This is a genomic window from Brenneria sp. g21c3 (assembly GCF_040240345.1).
Taxonomy (GTDB): domain Bacteria; phylum Pseudomonadota; class Gammaproteobacteria; order Enterobacterales; family Enterobacteriaceae; genus Brenneria.
Map to the genome: position 1 here is coordinate 140,175 of NZ_JBEIAB010000008.1, position 16,050 is coordinate 156,224.

General features: G+C 56.8%; 15 protein-coding genes. 12 read left to right on the top strand and 3 right to left on the bottom strand.

What is annotated here, in order from left to right; all coding sequences use genetic code 11:
- Position 1: 1 nt before the first annotated feature.
- From ABRZ28_RS14090 to ABRZ28_RS14110, 5 genes are read left to right on the top strand one after another with little or no spacing between them, the layout of a single operon-like run.
- Positions 2-955 (top strand): nucleoside hydrolase, encoded by a 954-nt coding sequence (locus ABRZ28_RS14090; protein ID WP_330520591.1) that lies wholly within the window; start codon positions 2-4, stop codon positions 953-955.
- A 1-nt stretch (position 956) separates the two neighbouring features.
- Complete coding sequence (locus ABRZ28_RS14095) at positions 957-1,910, top strand: nucleoside hydrolase (protein WP_330520592.1); 954 nt, start codon at positions 957-959, stop codon at positions 1,908-1,910.
- A complete protein-coding gene (locus tag ABRZ28_RS14100) occupies positions 1,910-2,884 on the top strand; it encodes an ABC transporter permease (RefSeq protein ID WP_319605023.1) in 975 nt (324 codons plus the stop codon). The genes ABRZ28_RS14095 and ABRZ28_RS14100 overlap by 1 nt, the downstream gene beginning before the upstream one ends.
- Positions 2,884-3,795 (top strand): ABC transporter permease, encoded by a 912-nt coding sequence (locus tag ABRZ28_RS14105; protein WP_330520594.1) that lies wholly within the window; start codon positions 2,884-2,886, stop codon positions 3,793-3,795. Before ABRZ28_RS14100 ends, ABRZ28_RS14105 begins: the two co-directional genes overlap by 1 nt.
- A 10-nt stretch (positions 3,796-3,805) precedes the next feature.
- The gene (locus tag ABRZ28_RS14110; protein ID WP_330520595.1) at positions 3,806-5,620 is read left to right on the top strand and encodes an ABC transporter ATP-binding protein; all 1,815 of its coding nucleotides are present in this window, start codon (positions 3,806-3,808) and stop codon (positions 5,618-5,620) included.
- 92 nt (positions 5,621-5,712) lie between these two features.
- Here ABRZ28_RS14110 and ssuD read toward each other — a convergent pair whose 3' ends face one another.
- Both ssuD and ABRZ28_RS14120 read right to left on the bottom strand, forming a co-directional pair.
- Complete coding sequence (gene ssuD, locus ABRZ28_RS14115) at positions 5,713-6,852, bottom strand: FMNH2-dependent alkanesulfonate monooxygenase (RefSeq protein ID WP_319605026.1); 1,140 nt, start codon at positions 6,850-6,852, stop codon at positions 5,713-5,715.
- A 45-nt stretch (positions 6,853-6,897) separates the two neighbouring features.
- Positions 6,898-7,920 carry a sulfonate ABC transporter substrate-binding protein gene (locus ABRZ28_RS14120; RefSeq protein WP_330520596.1) on the bottom strand — a complete coding sequence of 341 codons (1,023 nt, stop codon included), beginning with the start codon at positions 7,918-7,920 and terminating at the stop codon, positions 6,898-6,900.
- Between the two features lie 496 nt (positions 7,921-8,416).
- On the opposite strand from ABRZ28_RS14120, the gene dgoR reads away from it, so the two are divergent.
- The 6 genes from dgoR to ABRZ28_RS14150 all read left to right on the top strand — a co-directional run bounded on the left by dgoR (position 8,417) and on the right by ABRZ28_RS14150 (position 14,142).
- Positions 8,417-9,115, top strand: a complete 699-nt coding sequence (gene dgoR / locus ABRZ28_RS14125) for a D-galactonate utilization transcriptional regulator DgoR (protein ID WP_319605109.1) — start codon at positions 8,417-8,419, stop codon at positions 9,113-9,115.
- Positions 9,112-10,008, top strand: a complete 897-nt coding sequence (locus tag ABRZ28_RS14130) for a 2-dehydro-3-deoxygalactonokinase (RefSeq protein WP_330520598.1) — start codon at positions 9,112-9,114, stop codon at positions 10,006-10,008. The genes dgoR and ABRZ28_RS14130 overlap by 4 nt, the downstream gene beginning before the upstream one ends.
- Positions 9,992-10,609, top strand: coding sequence for a 2-dehydro-3-deoxy-6-phosphogalactonate aldolase (locus tag ABRZ28_RS14135; RefSeq protein ID WP_330520599.1), 618 nt, complete (start codon positions 9,992-9,994; stop codon positions 10,607-10,609). Before ABRZ28_RS14130 ends, ABRZ28_RS14135 begins: the two co-directional genes overlap by 17 nt.
- Positions 10,606-11,754, top strand: coding sequence for a galactonate dehydratase (dgoD, locus tag ABRZ28_RS14140; protein ID WP_319605031.1), 1,149 nt, complete (start codon positions 10,606-10,608; stop codon positions 11,752-11,754). Before ABRZ28_RS14135 ends, dgoD begins: the two co-directional genes overlap by 4 nt.
- Before the next feature lie 123 nt (positions 11,755-11,877).
- Positions 11,878-13,188 carry an MFS transporter gene (locus ABRZ28_RS14145; protein ID WP_319605032.1) on the top strand — a complete coding sequence of 437 codons (1,311 nt, stop codon included), beginning with the start codon at positions 11,878-11,880 and terminating at the stop codon, positions 13,186-13,188.
- A gap of 21 nt (positions 13,189-13,209) precedes the next feature.
- Positions 13,210-14,142: a 2-hydroxyacid dehydrogenase gene (locus ABRZ28_RS14150; protein ID WP_319605033.1), complete on the top strand. Its 933-nt coding sequence runs from the start codon at positions 13,210-13,212 to the stop codon at positions 14,140-14,142.
- 125 nt (positions 14,143-14,267) lie between these two features.
- Here ABRZ28_RS14150 and bhsA read toward each other — a convergent pair whose 3' ends face one another.
- On the bottom strand, positions 14,268-14,525 hold the full coding sequence (bhsA, locus tag ABRZ28_RS14155; protein ID WP_319605034.1) for a multiple stress resistance protein BhsA: 258 nt from the start codon (positions 14,523-14,525) through the stop codon (positions 14,268-14,270).
- A gap of 234 nt (positions 14,526-14,759) precedes the next feature.
- On the opposite strand from bhsA, the gene ABRZ28_RS14160 reads away from it, so the two are divergent.
- Positions 14,760-16,046, top strand: coding sequence for a YidR family protein (locus ABRZ28_RS14160; RefSeq protein ID WP_330520600.1), 1,287 nt, complete (start codon positions 14,760-14,762; stop codon positions 16,044-16,046).
- The last annotated feature ends 4 nt before the right edge of the window (positions 16,047-16,050 follow it).

A 16,050-nucleotide genomic window follows, 5' to 3' on the forward strand; every position in this document is an offset into this window, starting at 1 on the left:
AATGCGTGCCGTACCGATTATTATTGATTGCGATCCGGGCATTGATGACGCCATCGCGCTGTTGAGCGCCTTTGTTTCGCCAGAGCTGGATATTCTCGGCATTTGCGCGGTATGCGGCAATCAACCGCTGGAGCGCACGGTGCGCAACGCCTTGCAGATTAGCGAACTGGGTCGGCGGACGGACATTCCCGTTTATGCGGGCTGTCATCGCCCTCTTTTCCGCGATCCTATTCACGGGCAGTTTCACGGCAAAAGCGGCCTGGGGAACACGGTCTTGCCCGAGCCGCGGAAGCAGGCCGAGTCTCAGCATGCGGTGAGCTTTATCATTGAGCAATGCGAAAAAGCCGCCGCCGCCGGCAGGCCGCTCACCCTGTGTACGCTGGGGCCGTTAACCAATCTGGCGACGGCGTTGATTATGAAACCGGCGATTGCCGGCGGCATCGCGCGCATCGTGATGATGGGCGGGGCTTACCGGGAAGCCGGCAATCGCAGTCTGACGTCAGAATTCAATATGCTGGCCGACCCTCACGCGGCGCATGTGGTGTTTTCTTCATCCATCCCCATTGTCGCGCTGCCGTTGGATGCTTCTCACCAGGTGATCCTGACGCCGGAACATGTTGCGCGCTTTATCGCGCTTTCCGGGCGGATTTCCGCGCCGCTGGGGGAGATGATGGCGTTCTGGGATCGTAACGATATTCGCCGTTACGGTTCGCGCGGCGGGCCGTTGCACGATCCGTTGGTTATCGCCTGGTTACTGGCGCCGGACTGTTTCAACAGCGAAAAAGCGCGGGTTTACATTGAGCATGAAAGCGAGCTTTGCCTGGGGCAGACCGTCGCCGACTGGTATGGCAAGACCGACGGGCAGCCCAATGTGGATGTGGTGACGAAAGTGGATGCCGAACGGGTTTTCGAACTGTTTGCCGAACGTCTGAATCGCTATCAAGGGCAAGCCTGATATGGTCAGAGAACGCATTATTATCGATACCGATCCCGGTGTGGATGATGCCATCGCCATCTGGCTGGCGATGGCGGCGCCGGAGCTGGACATCCTCGGCATCACGGTCGTGGCGGGTAACGTACCGCTTGAAGATACGCTGGTTAACGCCTGCAAGGTGGTCGGGCTGACCGGCAGACGCGACGTGCCGGTTTTCGCCGGCGCGGCCGGGCCGCTGGTGCGCGAGCAGGTCTACGGAAAATACGCGCATATCGGGGCATTCTCATCTGAACTGGTGCCGGATTCATCTTTCCGCCCGGAGCAGGAGCATGCGGTCGATTTTCTGGTGCGCACGGCGCGTCAGGCCGCGGCGGACAACAATCCCATCACTCTGTGCGCGCTGGGGCCGTTGACCAACCTGGCTTTGGCGCTGCGTCATCACCCCGATGTCGCCCGTGGCATCAAACAGATTGTGACCATGAGCGGCGCCTTTAGCGCATTGGGAAATCGCGTACCCTGGGCGGACTTTAACGTTTATGCCGATCCCCATGCGGCGGCGATCGTTTTTTCCGCCGGCGTTCCCGTGGTGATTATGCCGCTGGATATGACCTTTCAGGCGTTGATTCAGCGGCAACAGGTTGATGACCTGGCGCGTCGCGGCGGCGCGCCAGGCGTGGCGCTGGCGGCGCTGTTACGCCGCTTCGATCGCAATGAGGTGGCGCGTTTCGGGCGGGAGGGCGGCCCCGTTCACGACGCCACCGTGGTGGCGTGGCTGCTCAGGCCGACATTGTTTAACGGCGTCGCCGCCGCCGTCGGGGTGGAAGTGTCCGGACCTACGGCGGGTTATGTGTTCGCCGATTTTTATCATAAGCTCGCCCAGCCCGCCAACGCGCTGGTGATGCGGGATATCGACGAGCAGGGTTTCCTGTCGTTGCTTGCCGACTACCTGAGCCGCTATGGTTCTGAGGACAGTTGATGATTGCCTACCTGCTAAGCCGTGTCGGACAGACGCTATTGACGCTGATCGTTATGTCGGTGCTGGTGTTCGTCGGGGTTTATCTGGTGGGCAATCCGGTGGATATGTTGCTGGGGGCGACGGCGACGCCCGCCGAAAGACTGGCGGTGATCCAGTCTTTCGGTTTGGATAAGCCGGTCTGGGAGCAGTACGGATTATTCGTGCTGAATGCCTTGCAGGGCGACATGGGGAAATCCTTTATCTTTAACCAGCCGGCGCTGACGTTGATTTTTCAGCGTATGCCCGCCACGCTGGAACTGGCGATGACGGCGTTCGTCATCGCGCTGGCGCTGGGTATTCCGCTGGGGATCTATGCCGGCCTGCGGCCGGACAGCGCGGTAGCAAAGTCAATCATGACGTTTTCCATCTTCGGCTTTAGTTTGCCGACCTTCTGGATTGGTCTGGTCATGATCATGTTGTTCAGCGTCAAGCTGGGGCTATTGCCGGCGTCGGGGCGCGGCCAAACCAGCGATTTATTCGGTATTCCCTTCAGCTTCTTAACCAAAGACGGCCTTGAACACCTGATCTTGCCCGCGTTCAATCTGGCGCTGTTTAAAACCTCATTGATTATTCGTTTAATGCGGGCGGGCGTGATCGAGTGTCTGCAACAGGATTATGTGCAGTTCGCCCGCGCCAAAGGGCTATCGGAAACCCGCATTGTGCTGGTGCATGTGCTGCGCAATACCCTGATCCCGCTGATTACCGTGATCGGTCTGGAACTGGGCTCGCTTATCGCGTTTGCCGTGGTTACGGAAACCATTTACGCCTGGCCCGGCATGGGCAAGCTGATTATCGATTCGATAGCCGTGCTGGACAGGCCGGTGATCCTCGCTTATCTGATGATTACCGTGGTGATGTTCAGCGTCATTAACCTGCTGGTCGACCTGCTGTATGTGCTGGTCGATCCCAGGGTTCGGCTGGGAGGGAATCACTGATGTCCGCCAATACGGTACATCAGCGCGCGGCAGGGCGGGAGCGGAACCATTCCGCCTTCATGCTGGCGCTGATCGCGCTGCTCAAAAACAGGCTGGCGCTGTGCGGCCTGATTATACTGGCCGTCTTTATCCTGTTGGCGCTGTTTGCCCCGCTTCTCTCGCCGCAAAATCCTTACGATCTGATGCAGCTCGATATTATGGACGGGCGGTTGCCGCCCGGCTCCGACAGTCTCGGCGGCGCGACCTATTGGCTGGGTACCGACGATCAGGGGCGAGACCTGCTCAGCGCCATTCTTTACGGCACGCGGATCAGCTTGACGGTCGGTTTTTCCAGCGCGGCGCTGGCGCTGCTGATTGGCGCGTCGCTGGGACTGATTAGCGCCTATGCCGGCGGCAAAACGGATGCGGTGATTATGCGTATCGTCGATATTCAGCTCAGTTTCCCGCCGATCCTGATTGCGTTGATTTTGCTGGCGGTGCTGGGGCAAGGCGTCGATAAAATTATTCTGGCGCTGGTGGTGACTCAATGGGCTTACTACGCGCGCACCATTCGGGGATCGGCGCTGGTCGAACGGCGCCGCAGCTACGTGGATGCGGCGCGCAGCATGGCTTTATCCAATCGACGGATCTTGTTCCGCCATATTTTGCCGAATTGTCTGGCGCCGCTGATTGTGGTGGCGACGATGCGCATCGCCTACGCCATTATGCTGGAGGCGACGCTCTCTTTTCTGGGCATCGGCTTGCCGGTAACCGAACCCTCGCTGGGTTTATTGATCTCAAACGGTTTTGAATATCTGATGTCGGGCGACTACTGGATCAGTTTCTTTCCGGGGCTGACGCTGCTGCTGCTGATTGTGGCGATCAATCTGGTTGGGGATGCGCTGCGCGATATCCTCAATCCACGGCATTAAGGGGGAATGCATGACGTCGCCGGTTATGTCGGTATCGCATCTCACCACGGCTTTTCAGGTGAATGGCGAGTGGATGAATGTGGTGAGCGACCTGTCTTTCACTATCGGCGAGAAAGAGACCGTCGCCGTCGTGGGGGAATCCGGTTCGGGCAAAAGCGTGATGGCGAAATCCATTATGCGGTTGTTGCCTGCCGGGCAGAGTCAGATCGGCGGGGAGATTCATTTCGGCGGCGTCGAATTGCTCTCCTTATCGCCCCGCGAGATGCGGGATGTGCGCGGCAACCGCATCGGCATGATTTTTCAGGAGCCGATGACCAGCCTTAATCCGGTGTTGCCGATTGGTTACCAGATTACCGAGGTGCTGCGTCGCCACCGGGGAATGAATGCCGCGCAGGCGAGGGCGGAGGCCGTTCGCCTGCTGGAAAAGGTGCGCATTCCCGGCGCAAAATCGCGATTAAATGAGTATCCGCAAAGTTTTTCCGGCGGCATGCGCCAGCGAGTGGTGATCGCCATCGCGCTGGCCTGCAATCCGCGACTGCTGATCGCCGATGAACCGACCACGGCGCTGGATGTCACCATTCAGTCGCAGATACTGGCTTTGATTAAAACCCTTCAGGAAGAGGAAGGGATGTCGGTATTGTTTATTACCCATGATATGGGCGTGGTGGCCGAAGTGTCCGATCGCACGCTGGTGATGTATCAGGGCGAAATGGTGGAGAACGCCGCCACCAGAGAAATTTTTCATCATCCCAAACATCCTTACACCCGCATGTTGCTGTCCGCCGTACCCCGATTGGGGGCCATGTCGGGCAGCGACTTGCCGCAGCGTTTCCCGCTGGTGGATCGCCGTACCGGCGAGCCGCAGCCGATACCGGCGACGGTCGATACCGTTGGCGGCGATCAACCGGTGCTGGCGGTGAAAAATCTGGTGACCCGTTTTGATATCCGCGCCGGTTTTTTCCGGCGTTTGTCCGGACGGGTGCATGCGGTGGAAAACGTTTCTTTCGATCTATGGCCCGGCGAAACCCTGTCGCTGGTCGGCGAGTCGGGTTGTGGAAAATCCACCACCGGCCGGTCAATCATCCGTCTGACTGAAGCAGATAGCGGAGAGATTCTGCTTCAGGGGCAGGATCTGCTGACGGCGGATAAGCACGCTCTGTCCGAGCGCCGTCGGCTCATTCAGATGATATTTCAGGATCCCTACGAAAGCCTGAATCCGAGAATACGGGTGGGCGACGCCATTGCCGAGCCGATGCTGGCGCATGGGTTGGCCGGAGCAAAAGAGGTCCATGCGCGCGTCGGGGAACTGCTGGAGCAGGTCGGTTTACCAGGCTGGATGGCCGGGCGTTTTCCTCACCAGTTTTCCGGCGGACAACGCCAGCGGGTCTGTATCGCCAGAGCGTTGGCGCTGGAACCGAAAATTATCATCGCCGATGAGTCTGTTTCGGCGCTTGATGTTTCCGTCAAGGCGCAGGTGATCAATTTGATGCTGGATTTACAACAGCAACTGGGTCTCTCTTTCCTGTTTATTTCCCATGATATGGCGGTAGTGGAGCGGATAAGCCATCGCGTGGCGGTGATGTATCTGGGCGAGATCGTCGAGATAGGGCCGCGCGCCGCCATCTTCGGCAATCCGCAGCATGAGTATACCCGCCGCCTGATTGCGGCGGTGCCGATCCCCGATCCCGACACCCGGCCGGCGCGCGCCGTGGCGAGCGATGAATTGAAAAGTCCGGTAAGAGCGCCTGATTTTGTCTGTCCGCCGCGGCGCTATCGGGAAGTCTCTCCCGGCCATTTTGTGCAGGTGCGGGAGGACGGCATCTGATTCGCGGGACAACCGCCCCCGCATACCTTTGCAAAGCGGCGACGCCATTGCCGCATAAGCAAAGGACTCGCCTTTAAACCGAGGCGAACGCCTCAGCTCTGCGACGCTTTTTGCGGAATATAGCGGTTGGCGACGGTTTCTCCGGACGCCTCCACCGCGCGCAGCGGCGTGGGATGCGCCAGATCGAGATGCGGAAACAGCAGTTCGCCGACCCGATAGGCTTCTTCCAGATGCGGATAACCGGAAAGGATAAAGGTATCGATGCCGAGATCGGCGTATTCCTGAATACGCGCCGCCACCGTCGGGCCGTCGCCCACCAGTGCGGTGCCTGCCCCGCCGCGCACCAGTCCCACCCCGGCCCACAGGTTCGGGCTGATTTCCAGCTTGTCCTTTTTACCGCCGTGCAGCGCCGCCATCCGCTGTTGTCCGACCGAGTCGAAGCGGGCGAAGGCGGCCTGCGCCGCGGCGATGGTGTCATCGTCCAGATGTGAAATCAGCCGATCGGCGGCCTGCCAGGCTTCCTCGGTGGTTTCCCGCACGATCACATGCAGGCGGATGCCGAAGCGCACCTGACGGCCTTTGGCCTGCGCTCTGGCGCGCACCGCATCCAGCTTTTCCTTCACCTGCGCCGGCGGCTCGCCCCAGGTGAGATAAAGATCGACCTGGTCGGCCGCCAGATCCTGCGCCGCCTCGGACGATCCGCCGAAGTAGAGCGGCGGGCGCGGCTGCTGCACCGGAGGATAAATCAGTTTCGCGCCTTTCACCTGAAGATGCTTGCCGTCAAAGTCGACGGCTTCCCCTTCCAGCAGCCGGCGCCAGATCTGGGTGAATTCGGCGGATGCCTCATAACGTTCTTCATGATCCAGAAACAACCCTTCGGCGGCCAGTTCTTCCGGATCGCCGCCGGTGACCAGGTTGAACAGCGCGCGGCCGTTCGACAGCCGATCGAGCGTGGCGGCCTGTCGCGCGGCAAGGGTCGGCGAGATGATGCCGGGACGCAGCGCGACCAGAAATTTCAGCCGCTGCGTCACCGGGATTAGTGACGCGGCAACCAGCCAGGAGTCTTCGCAGGAGCGGCCGGTGGGCAGCAAGACGCCGCCGAATCCCTGCTGCTCGGCGGCCTGCGCCACCTGTTGCAGATAACCGTGGTCCACATGGCGCGCGCCTTCCGAACTGCCGAGGTAGCGGCCGTCGCCGTGGGTGGGTAAAAACCAGAATACGTTAAGGCTCATTGCATTATCTCCAGGGTTAGGTCGATTTTTCCGGACTACCCGGCATCAATGTGATTGGGACTGAGGCCGCCAGACGCGTTGCGCGACATCCACTTTCACCGGCACCAGTTTGTTTTCATAGAACAGGTCGGCGGTATATTGCTGGGCTTCGATCGTGTCGGCATCCAGCGGTTTGATGGAGGAAGGCGGACGGTGGCTGAGCGCGGTCTCAATCACCTTTTCCGGCAGACCGACCGCGTTCGCCAGCAGCCTGATGCTCTGCGCGCGATCGCTTTGCGTCAGCGCATCGGCCTGGGTCAACACCTCCAGCACCTGACCGATAAAAACGCCGTATTTTTCGGTATAGGGGCGGGCCGCCAGATAGAAGGAGCCGGTCTTGTTCAGACCGGTGCCGTCGGCCAGCACCCGGACGCCGCCCTGTAATAAGGCGGCGGAGTAATAGGGATCCCAGATGGCCCAGGCGTCGACGTTGCCTTGCTGAAAGGCGGCGCGCGCATCGGCCGGGGTGAGATAGGCGGGCTTGATATCGGTAAATTTAAGACCGGCCTTTTGCAATGCGCGCAACAACAGGTTGTGCGAACTGGAGCCTTTCTGGAAGGCGACTTTATGACCTTTCAGATCGGCGACGGTTTTGATGGGGCTCTCTTCCGGCACCAGAATCACTTCAACCAGCGGTTTGGGCGGCTCCACGCCGACGTACAGCAGGTCGGCGCCGGCGGCCTGGGCGAAAATGGGCGGAATATCGCCGGTACTGCCCAGATCGATACTGCCGACGTTAAGCGCCTCCAGCATTTGCGGACCGGCCGGAAATTCAATCCAGCTGATTCTGGTCTGCGGAAAGCGTTTCTCCAGCAACTGATGGGATTTGGCCAGCACCAGCGGAACGGACCCTTTTTGATAGCCGATGCGAAACTGCGCCGGCGCGGCATCCTGCGCCTGGGCGATGCCCGTCAATAGCGCGCTGAAAGCGACCGCCGCCGCCAGCCAGCGTCGCAGTACATTGTGTAAGCCTGATTGACGTTGATGTGATGTTCCCAAGCTTGGCGCTTTCGTTGAATCCTTCATCATGAATATCACCTGTACCTAGACCACTTATAACCAAAAGTTAAAATAAAGTGATGTTTTGCAACATTGAAGTGATAAACATAACAGGCCTTGCGCGGATTTTTTAAATCTCAATTTTTGGTTTCGAAAGTTAAAAAGGGAAAAAGAAAAGGGATGCAGGCGGCTGACAACGCGGCCGTATGGTCGGTCATCCGCACTTCCTTTCCCGAATCGCCAGCGACGGCATCCTCGTCTTCTCTCTGAAACGCCTCCTGCCGGCTTGCGCCGCCTGCGCGGGTCGACCATCTGTAAAAATCTGTCGAGAGTATTTATTGATATTTTGTTAAATTGCCGATTTTGTGATCCAGATTGTAGTACTAAATATATATGTAGTACTACAATCACTCGCAAGAAGAAGCACTGGTGATGAATATTGTGCAGCACTTCAGCGACGTTCGGCGGCGCGGCGGGTAAAGTAGCCGTGAGAGGGACCAACCTGTTTTTATTCGCTGAGGTGACGATGAACAAACATGAACTAAGCAAAACCGACCGCATCATTCTGGCTATGGGTCAACAGATTGTTAGCGGTAAGTACGCGCCGGGCGCGCCTTTACCGGCGGAAGCGGAACTGTGTGAAGAGTTCCAGACTTCGCGCAACATTATTCGCGAAGTTTTCCGCGCGCTGATGGCGAAACGCCTGATCGAGGTTAAACGCTATCGCGGCGCATTCGTCGCGCCGCGCAACCAGTGGAACTACCTGGATACGGACGTCTTGCAATGGGTGCTGAGCAGCGATTATGACCCGCGCCTGATTGGGGCGATGAGCGAAGTGCGCAACCTGGTTGAACCGGCTATCGCCCGCTGGGCGGCGGAACGGGCGACCTCCAGCGAACTGGCGGTGATTGAACAGGCGCTGAACGACATGATTACGCACCACCAGGATCGTGATGCGTTTAATGAAGCGGATATCCGTTTTCACGAGGCGGTGCTGGCATCGGTGCATAACCCGGTGTTGCAGCAGTTGAGTGTGGCCATCAGCTCGTTGCAACGGGCGGTATTTGAACGCACCTATATGCCGGATAACGAAAATATGCCGCGAACATTGCGTGAACACCAGGATCTTTATGATGCCATCCGGCATCAGGACGTTGAAGCAGCGGAACGGGCGGCGTTGGGCATGATCGCCAGTTCGACCAAACGGTTAAAGGATATTACATGAATGACGGTTATATCGCGATTGACTGGGGATCAACCAATCTGCGCGCCTGGCTTTATCTGGACGGCGTCTGTGTCGATGAGACGCGATCCGAAGCAGGGGTAACGCGTTTAAACGGCCAGACGGCGCAACAGGTTTTTCAGCACACGGTCGCGCCCTGGCGGCGACATGACGTGCCGGTGGTGATGGCCGGGATGGTCGGCAGCAACGCGGGTTGGCTGTCGGCGCCCTACCTGCCGTGTCCGACCCGCCTGACGGAGGTGGCGCGCCGCTTAACCCGCGTTGAGGCGGCGAAACCGCTGGCGGCCTGGATCGTTCCCGGTCTGAGCATTGAACGGGCAGATAACTGCAACGTGATGCGCGGCGAGGAAACGCAACTGATCGGCGCCTATCGAGAATGTCCGTCATCGATCTATCTGATGCCGGGTACGCACTCGAAGTGGGTGTTGGCCGATGGCGACACCGTGACCGATTTTCGCACGGTAATGACCGGCGAACTCCATCACCTGCTGATAAAGCAGTCGTTGATCGGCGTCGGCATCGGCGAGCAGCAGTCGGCTCCCGACGTGTTTCAGCGCGGGCTGGAGCTGGGGTTCGCCGATGAAAATATCCTCCGTTGCCTGTTTGAGACCCGTGCGGCGCACGTACTGGGACGGCTGGAAAAAAGCGCCGTCGGCGACTGGTTATCCGGGCTGCTGATTGGCAATGAAGTCGCACAAATGCAGCGTCAGTATCAGATCGCCGCCGGCGCGAGCGTCACCATTATCGGTAATCCGGCGCTTGGCGCGCGTTACCAACAGGCCTTGCACCAGGCCGGGCTGCGCTTTCAGTCGCTCGATGGCGACCAGGCTTTTCAGGCAGGCATAAGGAGTATTGTGAATGAGTTGGCATACTGATCTTCCCTTAATCGCCATTCTGCGCGGCATTACGCCGGAAGAGGTGGTGGAACATGTCGCCGCGTTGCTGGAGGCCGGTTTTGATACGGTGGAAATTCCGCTGAACTCGCCGCAGCCTTACCGCAGCATTCAACTGACGGTTGAGCATTTCGGCGGCCGGGCGCTGATCGGCGCGGGTACGGTGCTGCAGCCGCAACAGGTCGATGAACTGAAGGATATCGGCGGCAAACTGGTGGTGACGCCGAGCACCAACCCGGCGGTGATCCGTCGCGCGGTTGAGTATGGCATGACGGTTTGTCCCGGCTGCGCGACGGCGACGGAGGCGTTTGGCGCATTGGATGCCGGCGCCCAGGCGTTGAAAATTTTCCCTTCCGTCTCTTTTGGTCCCGGCTACATCAAAGCGCTGAAGGCGGTGTTGCCCGCCGACATCCCGGTGTTTGCCGTCGGGGGCGTGACGCCGGCGAATCTGGCGGATTACCTTGGCGCCGGCTGTATCGGCGCCGGGCTGGGCGGCGATCTTTACCGCGCCGGCCAGTCTGTCGATGTGACTGCACGACAAGCGCATGCATTTGTTAAAGCTTATAAGGATGCTGTTCAATGAAAATTACCAAACTGACGACCTACCGATTGCCGCCGCGCTGGATGTTTCTGAAAATTGAAACGGACGAAGGCATCGTCGGCTGGGGCGAGCCCGTGATTGAAGGACGGGCGCGCACGGTGGAAGCCGCCGTGCATGAGCTTGCCGATTATCTGATTGGTCAGGATCCGGCGCGGATAAACGATATCTGGCAAGTGCTTTACCGTGCCGGTTTTTATCGCGGCGGCCCGATTCTGATGAGCGCCATCGCCGGTATCGATCAGGCGTTATGGGATATCAAGGGTAAGGCGCTGGGCGTGCCGGTTTATCAACTGCTGGGCGGTCTGGTGCGGGATAAAATCAAGGCTTATAGCTGGGTGGGCGGCGATCGTCCCGCGGAGGTGATTGCCGGCATCAACAAACTGACCGAGATTGGCTTTGATACCTTCAAGCTCAACGGCTGTGAAGAAATGGGCATCATTGATAACTCGCGCAAAGTCGACGCCACGGTGGCGGTGGTGGCGGAAATTCGTGAAGCGTTCGGCAATCGTATTGAGTTCGGGCTGGATTTCCACGGGCGTGTTGATGCGCCGATGGCGAAAATCCTGATCAAGGAGCTGGAGCCTTATCGCCCGCTCTTTATTGAAGAGCCGGTTTTGGCCGAACAAGCCGAATATTACCCGCGGCTGGCCGCCCAAACGCATCTGCCGATTGCGGCCGGCGAACGGATGTTCTCGCGTTTTGATTTCAAACGCGTGCTGGCGGACGGCGGTCTGGCGATTATTCAGCCTGATTTATCCCACGCGGGCGGCATTACCGAATGCTTTAAAATCGCCGCGATGGCGGAAGCCTATGATGTGGCGCTGGCGCCGCACTGCCCGCTGGGACCGATTGCGTTGGCCGCGTGTTTACACCTGGATTTTGTTTCCCGCAACGCGGTATTCCAGGAGCAAAGCATGGGCATTCATTATAATAAAGGCGCGGAACTGCTGGACTATGTGGTGAATAAAGAGGACTTCGCCATGACCGACGGCCATTTTTATCCATTAAATAAACCGGGGTTGGGTGTGGAAATTAATGAAGAACTGGTGATAGAACGCAGTAAAAATGCGCCGGACTGGCGTAATCCGGTATGGCGTTATCCTGATGGCGCGGTAGCTGAATGGTAACAGGGAATATTAATAACACGTAGTTAATAACAATTAAATTTATTTTAATGGTCACTGTGTATTCAGTGGCACGGCCTGTTATTGCTGTAATACTGAATACCCTATTATTTGAGGTAATAAATAATGACTGCCGATCTGTACTCTTCAACCCTCAAGCAACTTAATGCGAAAATAATACCATTTATAATTATCTGTTATTTTGTCGCTAATTTGGATAAAACCAATATATCCATCGCCGCATTGCAAATGAATGCCGATCTGGGCCTGTCCGCCAGTATGTATGGACTCGGCGTGGGAATGTTTTATATTTCTTATATTATATTTGAAGTACCCAGTAATATCTTAATGACCAAAGTCGGGGCGCGCATCTGGATTGCCCGCATTATGATAACCTGGGGAATCGTCAGCGCCGGTATGTCATTTATACAAAGCGCCAATCAATTGTATGTGATGCGCTTTCTATTAGGCATGGCGGAAGCCGGGTTTACGCCGGGGATCATTTATTATATCTCTTGCTGGTTCCCGAAAAGTAACCGCGCGCGGGCTATGTCGTTCTTTTATATGGGTTCTGTGCTGGCTTCGGTTATTGGCTTGCCGATTTCAGGCAGTATCCTGAATATGCATGGGATCGCCGATATCGCCGGGTGGCGCTGGCTATTCGCCATTGAGGGGATCCCTGCGGTGATCCTGGGTTGCCTGGTTCTGTGGCGTTTGCCGGATACGCCGGAACATGCCGACTGGCTGAGCCAATCGCAGAAAAACTGGTTAACGACCCAGTTGAAAAAAGATAATGCCGGCGTTGAGGTAGGGAAAACGCATTCATGGGGCAGCGCATTAAGAAATAAAACCGTATTGCTGCTGAGCGTGGTTTGGTTCTTGCAGGCATTCGGTTCTATTGGCATTACGCTCTTCCTGCCGCTGATTATAAAAAGCGTCGTAACGGATCAGAGTAATTTCATTATCGGCGTGTTATCGGCCGTACCCTTTATTTTCGCTACGATCTTTATGTATTTGAATGGGCGTCACTCCGATCTGACTAAAGAACGGTCATTACATATGGGGCTGCCGCTTATTCTTTCCGGGCTATTGCTGGCGGCGTCTATTTATACCAGCAACCTGTTTGTCGCCTATATTCTTCTGGTGCTGACGGTCGGCTTTAACTTTGCATTAACCCCGATATTTTGGGCCGTCACGACAGAAAAATTGGCGGGCGTGGCGGCGGCGGCGTCAATTGCGTTTATTAATGCGATTGCTAACTTCGCCGGCCTGGGGTTGCCTCCTATTCTGGGAAGAATAAAGGATGCGACAAACAGTTATGAATATGGATTGTTGATTGTCGCGGCGGCGTTAATCATCGGGGGAATTATCGGCATTATTATTGCCCGTCCCGGTAAATCGGTTGGTCGGAAAGAGTCGGTCTCTTCACTCTCGTAGTTTTAAGGCTAAAGGTTAATTATGAAACATAAAATATTAAAGCAGGCATCGCTACCGGCACAGTTGGATGAAGAGCTGAATGCGCTGTATGACGTGTATGAAAGCGCCGCCTTGTCGCCAGCCGAATTCTCGCAGTTGGCGTCGGAGTTTCGCGTTGTGATCACCAACGGCGAAGCGGTAGTGACGCGGGATTTCATTAACGCCTTGCCTAATCTGGCGCTGATCGCGGTTTTCGGCGTAGGTTATGACGGCGTGGATGTGGCGGCGGCGAAAGAGAGAGGTATTGCGGTGACGCATACGCCCGGCGTATTGACCGACGATGTCGCCGATCTGGCGCTGGGACTGTTGCTGGCGACGTCCAGACAGATCGTGGACGCGCAAAACTTCATTCAGCAAGGCGGCTGGAAACAGCAATCCTATCGGTGGACGCGGAAAGTCTCCGGTTCGACGCTGGGGATTATCGGCCTGGGCAGAATCGGCCGGGCGGTGGCGCAACGCGCAGCCGGCTTTGATTTAACCATCGCCTATACCGACCGTCAGCCGGTGAGCGATGTGGATTTCGCTTTTTATCCGACGGTCGAAGCGTTAGCGGCCGCCAGTGATTATCTGTTGGTATGCACGCCGGGCGGCTCGGATACCCACTGCCTGGTCAATCGCGACGTATTGCGCGCATTGGGATCGGATGGGATGCTGATTAATATTTCTCGCGGCTCGGTGGTGGATGAACAGGCGCTGGTCGAGGCGATCGAACAGGGAACGATTGCCGGCGCGGGTCTGGATGTCTTTGCCCATGAACCCAATGTGCCGGCAGGATTGCTGGGAAAACCGAATGTGGTCGTCACGCCGCATATGGCCAGTGCGACCTGGTCGACGCGCAGAGAGATGTCGCGTCTGGTGATGGAAAACGTCAACGCCTGGTTTGCCGGACAACCGCTGGTGACGCCCGTTCCTTAAGTTAATTACGATAAAAAACGGGTTCTGCGGTTAATGCCGTAGAACCCGTTTATCTTTTTAAAGAACCGGATTGCCCAGAGGGACAATCCGGAGAGGGCAGATGAATCTGTATGGTAGCCAACGGATTAATTATAAATTACCGCTGAACCGCGCAGTTGGTCGCCACCGGATGCTGAAGTAATGGTAAAGGCTTTGGCGCCGGCCTTGTCCGCTTTTTCAGCCAGTTGCGTTTTCAGCGAGTCCAGATCCAGTGCCGTAGCGGTAACCACTCCCACTTTTTCCAATCCCTGAGCCTGCTGCGCAGAGACATAATCGGCAGCGGAAGCGCCAAAAGAAAGGGTAGCGAGTACAACGGCGGCGGCGATGGTTTTTACGTTTTTCATAATGTTTTATCCTGTTCTTAATGAGTGAATGAAAGGTCATCTCCTTTCGATGTAAATAAGGTTACGCCGATGTTGATACATTAAAAATCTAATGTTTCTGATGTCTATGTTCAGTTTTTTTGAATGAGTAAGGCTTTACTTGTTGCTATTTTTTAAATGTAAAACAAATGCTTATACATAAAACTGAAATATATTTACAATATATTGAAATTTGTTAATTTTTGGGGTGATATCTTGCATGATGAGAATCAGTTAACATTTAGTGCTAACGGACACCAAATTACCAATATTAATGTCTGGTCATGCGATGGGGACTGGCTGGTTTATGACGTTCGTCCGCAAGGCTCTTCGTTTACCGGGACGACGATTGAGCGGGTCAACATTCATAATCGGGAAAGCGAGGTGATTTATCAGGCCGGAGAGGGCGCGCATGTCGGCGTCGTAACCTGTAGCCCGGTGGCGCCGCTACGCTATGTGTTTATCCACGGCCCGGAAAATCCCGATAGCCGCTGGCGGTATGATTTCCATCACCGCCGGGGCGTGATAGTCAATGATAGCGCGCGTGACGGCGCGATAACGCTGGATGCGCTTTCGATTACGCCGCCTTATCAGGCGGGAGCGCTGCGCGGAGGTTCGCACGTCCATGTCTTCAGCCCGGACGGCAGTCGCCTGAGCTTTACCTATAACGATCATGTGCTGCATGAGTACGATCCGTCGCTGGATTTACGCAATGTCGGCGTTGCCGTGCCGCTGCGTCCGGTGTCGATCGTGAAACAACATCCTCGCGAGTATGACGGCAGCCACTACTGCGTGCTGGTCAGCCGCACCACGCCGCATCCCCGACCTGGCAGCGACGACATAAATCGCGCCTACGAAGAGGGCTGGGTCGGTTCGGCCGGCTACCGTCGACAAGATGGCACGCGGCAGCGTTGGGCGCTGGCCTTTATTGGCGATACGCAATCGGCCGACGGAGAGAAAGTTCCTGAAGCGTTCCTTGTCGATTTACCCGAGCAGTCGGCCGATTATGCCAGAGAGGGCGATGCGCCGCTGGCGGGTACGTCGACGACGCTGCCGGCTCCGCCTTTGGGCGTGCAACAGCGGCGGTTGACGTTTACCCATCATCGTCGTTATCCCGGCCTGGTGAATCAGCCCCGTCACTGGTTGCGCGCCTCGCCGGACGGCGGCGAGATTGCCTTTTTGATGAAAGACGATGCGGGAGTTGTGCAACTGTGGTCGGTTTCGCCCAACGGCGGCGAGCCCCGGCAGATTACGCATACTGAATCCGGTATTCAGTCAGCTTTTAACTGGCATCCGCATGACCGTCAATTAGCGTTTGTTTGTGATAACAGCATCATGTTGTGCGATGCCGACAGCGGGAAATTAGTTCGCCAGACCGCTCGCACGGCAAAGGCGCCCAGCGCGGATGCGGTGGTGTTCGCTCCGGACGGGCGGCATATCGCTTATATGCGGGAAATAGACGGTTTTAATCAGATCTTTGTCGTGGCGGTCACGCCAAGCTGAGCGC

Excerpts from the sequence above, each read along its gene's own strand:
- ABRZ28_RS14090 (WP_330520591.1), top strand. The coding sequence starts at position 2 with ATGCGTGCCGTACCGATTATTATTGATTGCGATCCGGGCATTGATGAC.
- ABRZ28_RS14095 (WP_330520592.1), top strand. The coding sequence starts at position 957 with ATGGTCAGAGAACGCATTATTATCGATACCGATCCCGGTGTGGATGAT.
- ABRZ28_RS14100 (WP_319605023.1), top strand. The coding sequence starts at position 1,910 with ATGATTGCCTACCTGCTAAGCCGTGTCGGACAGACGCTATTGACGCTG.
- ABRZ28_RS14105 (WP_330520594.1), top strand. The coding sequence starts at position 2,884 with ATGTCCGCCAATACGGTACATCAGCGCGCGGCAGGGCGGGAGCGGAAC.
- ABRZ28_RS14110 (WP_330520595.1), top strand. The coding sequence starts at position 3,806 with ATGACGTCGCCGGTTATGTCGGTATCGCATCTCACCACGGCTTTTCAG.
- ssuD (WP_319605026.1), bottom strand. The coding sequence starts at position 6,852 with ATGAGCCTTAACGTATTCTGGTTTTTACCCACCCACGGCGACGGCCGC.
- ABRZ28_RS14120 (WP_330520596.1), bottom strand. The coding sequence starts at position 7,920 with ATGATGAAGGATTCAACGAAAGCGCCAAGCTTGGGAACATCACATCAA.
- dgoR (WP_319605109.1), top strand. The coding sequence starts at position 8,417 with ATGAACAAACATGAACTAAGCAAAACCGACCGCATCATTCTGGCTATG.
- ABRZ28_RS14130 (WP_330520598.1), top strand. The coding sequence starts at position 9,112 with ATGAATGACGGTTATATCGCGATTGACTGGGGATCAACCAATCTGCGC.
- ABRZ28_RS14135 (WP_330520599.1), top strand. The coding sequence starts at position 9,992 with ATGAGTTGGCATACTGATCTTCCCTTAATCGCCATTCTGCGCGGCATT.
- dgoD (WP_319605031.1), top strand. The coding sequence starts at position 10,606 with ATGAAAATTACCAAACTGACGACCTACCGATTGCCGCCGCGCTGGATG.
- ABRZ28_RS14145 (WP_319605032.1), top strand. The coding sequence starts at position 11,878 with ATGACTGCCGATCTGTACTCTTCAACCCTCAAGCAACTTAATGCGAAA.
- ABRZ28_RS14150 (WP_319605033.1), top strand. The coding sequence starts at position 13,210 with ATGAAACATAAAATATTAAAGCAGGCATCGCTACCGGCACAGTTGGAT.
- bhsA (WP_319605034.1), bottom strand. The coding sequence starts at position 14,525 with ATGAAAAACGTAAAAACCATCGCCGCCGCCGTTGTACTCGCTACCCTT.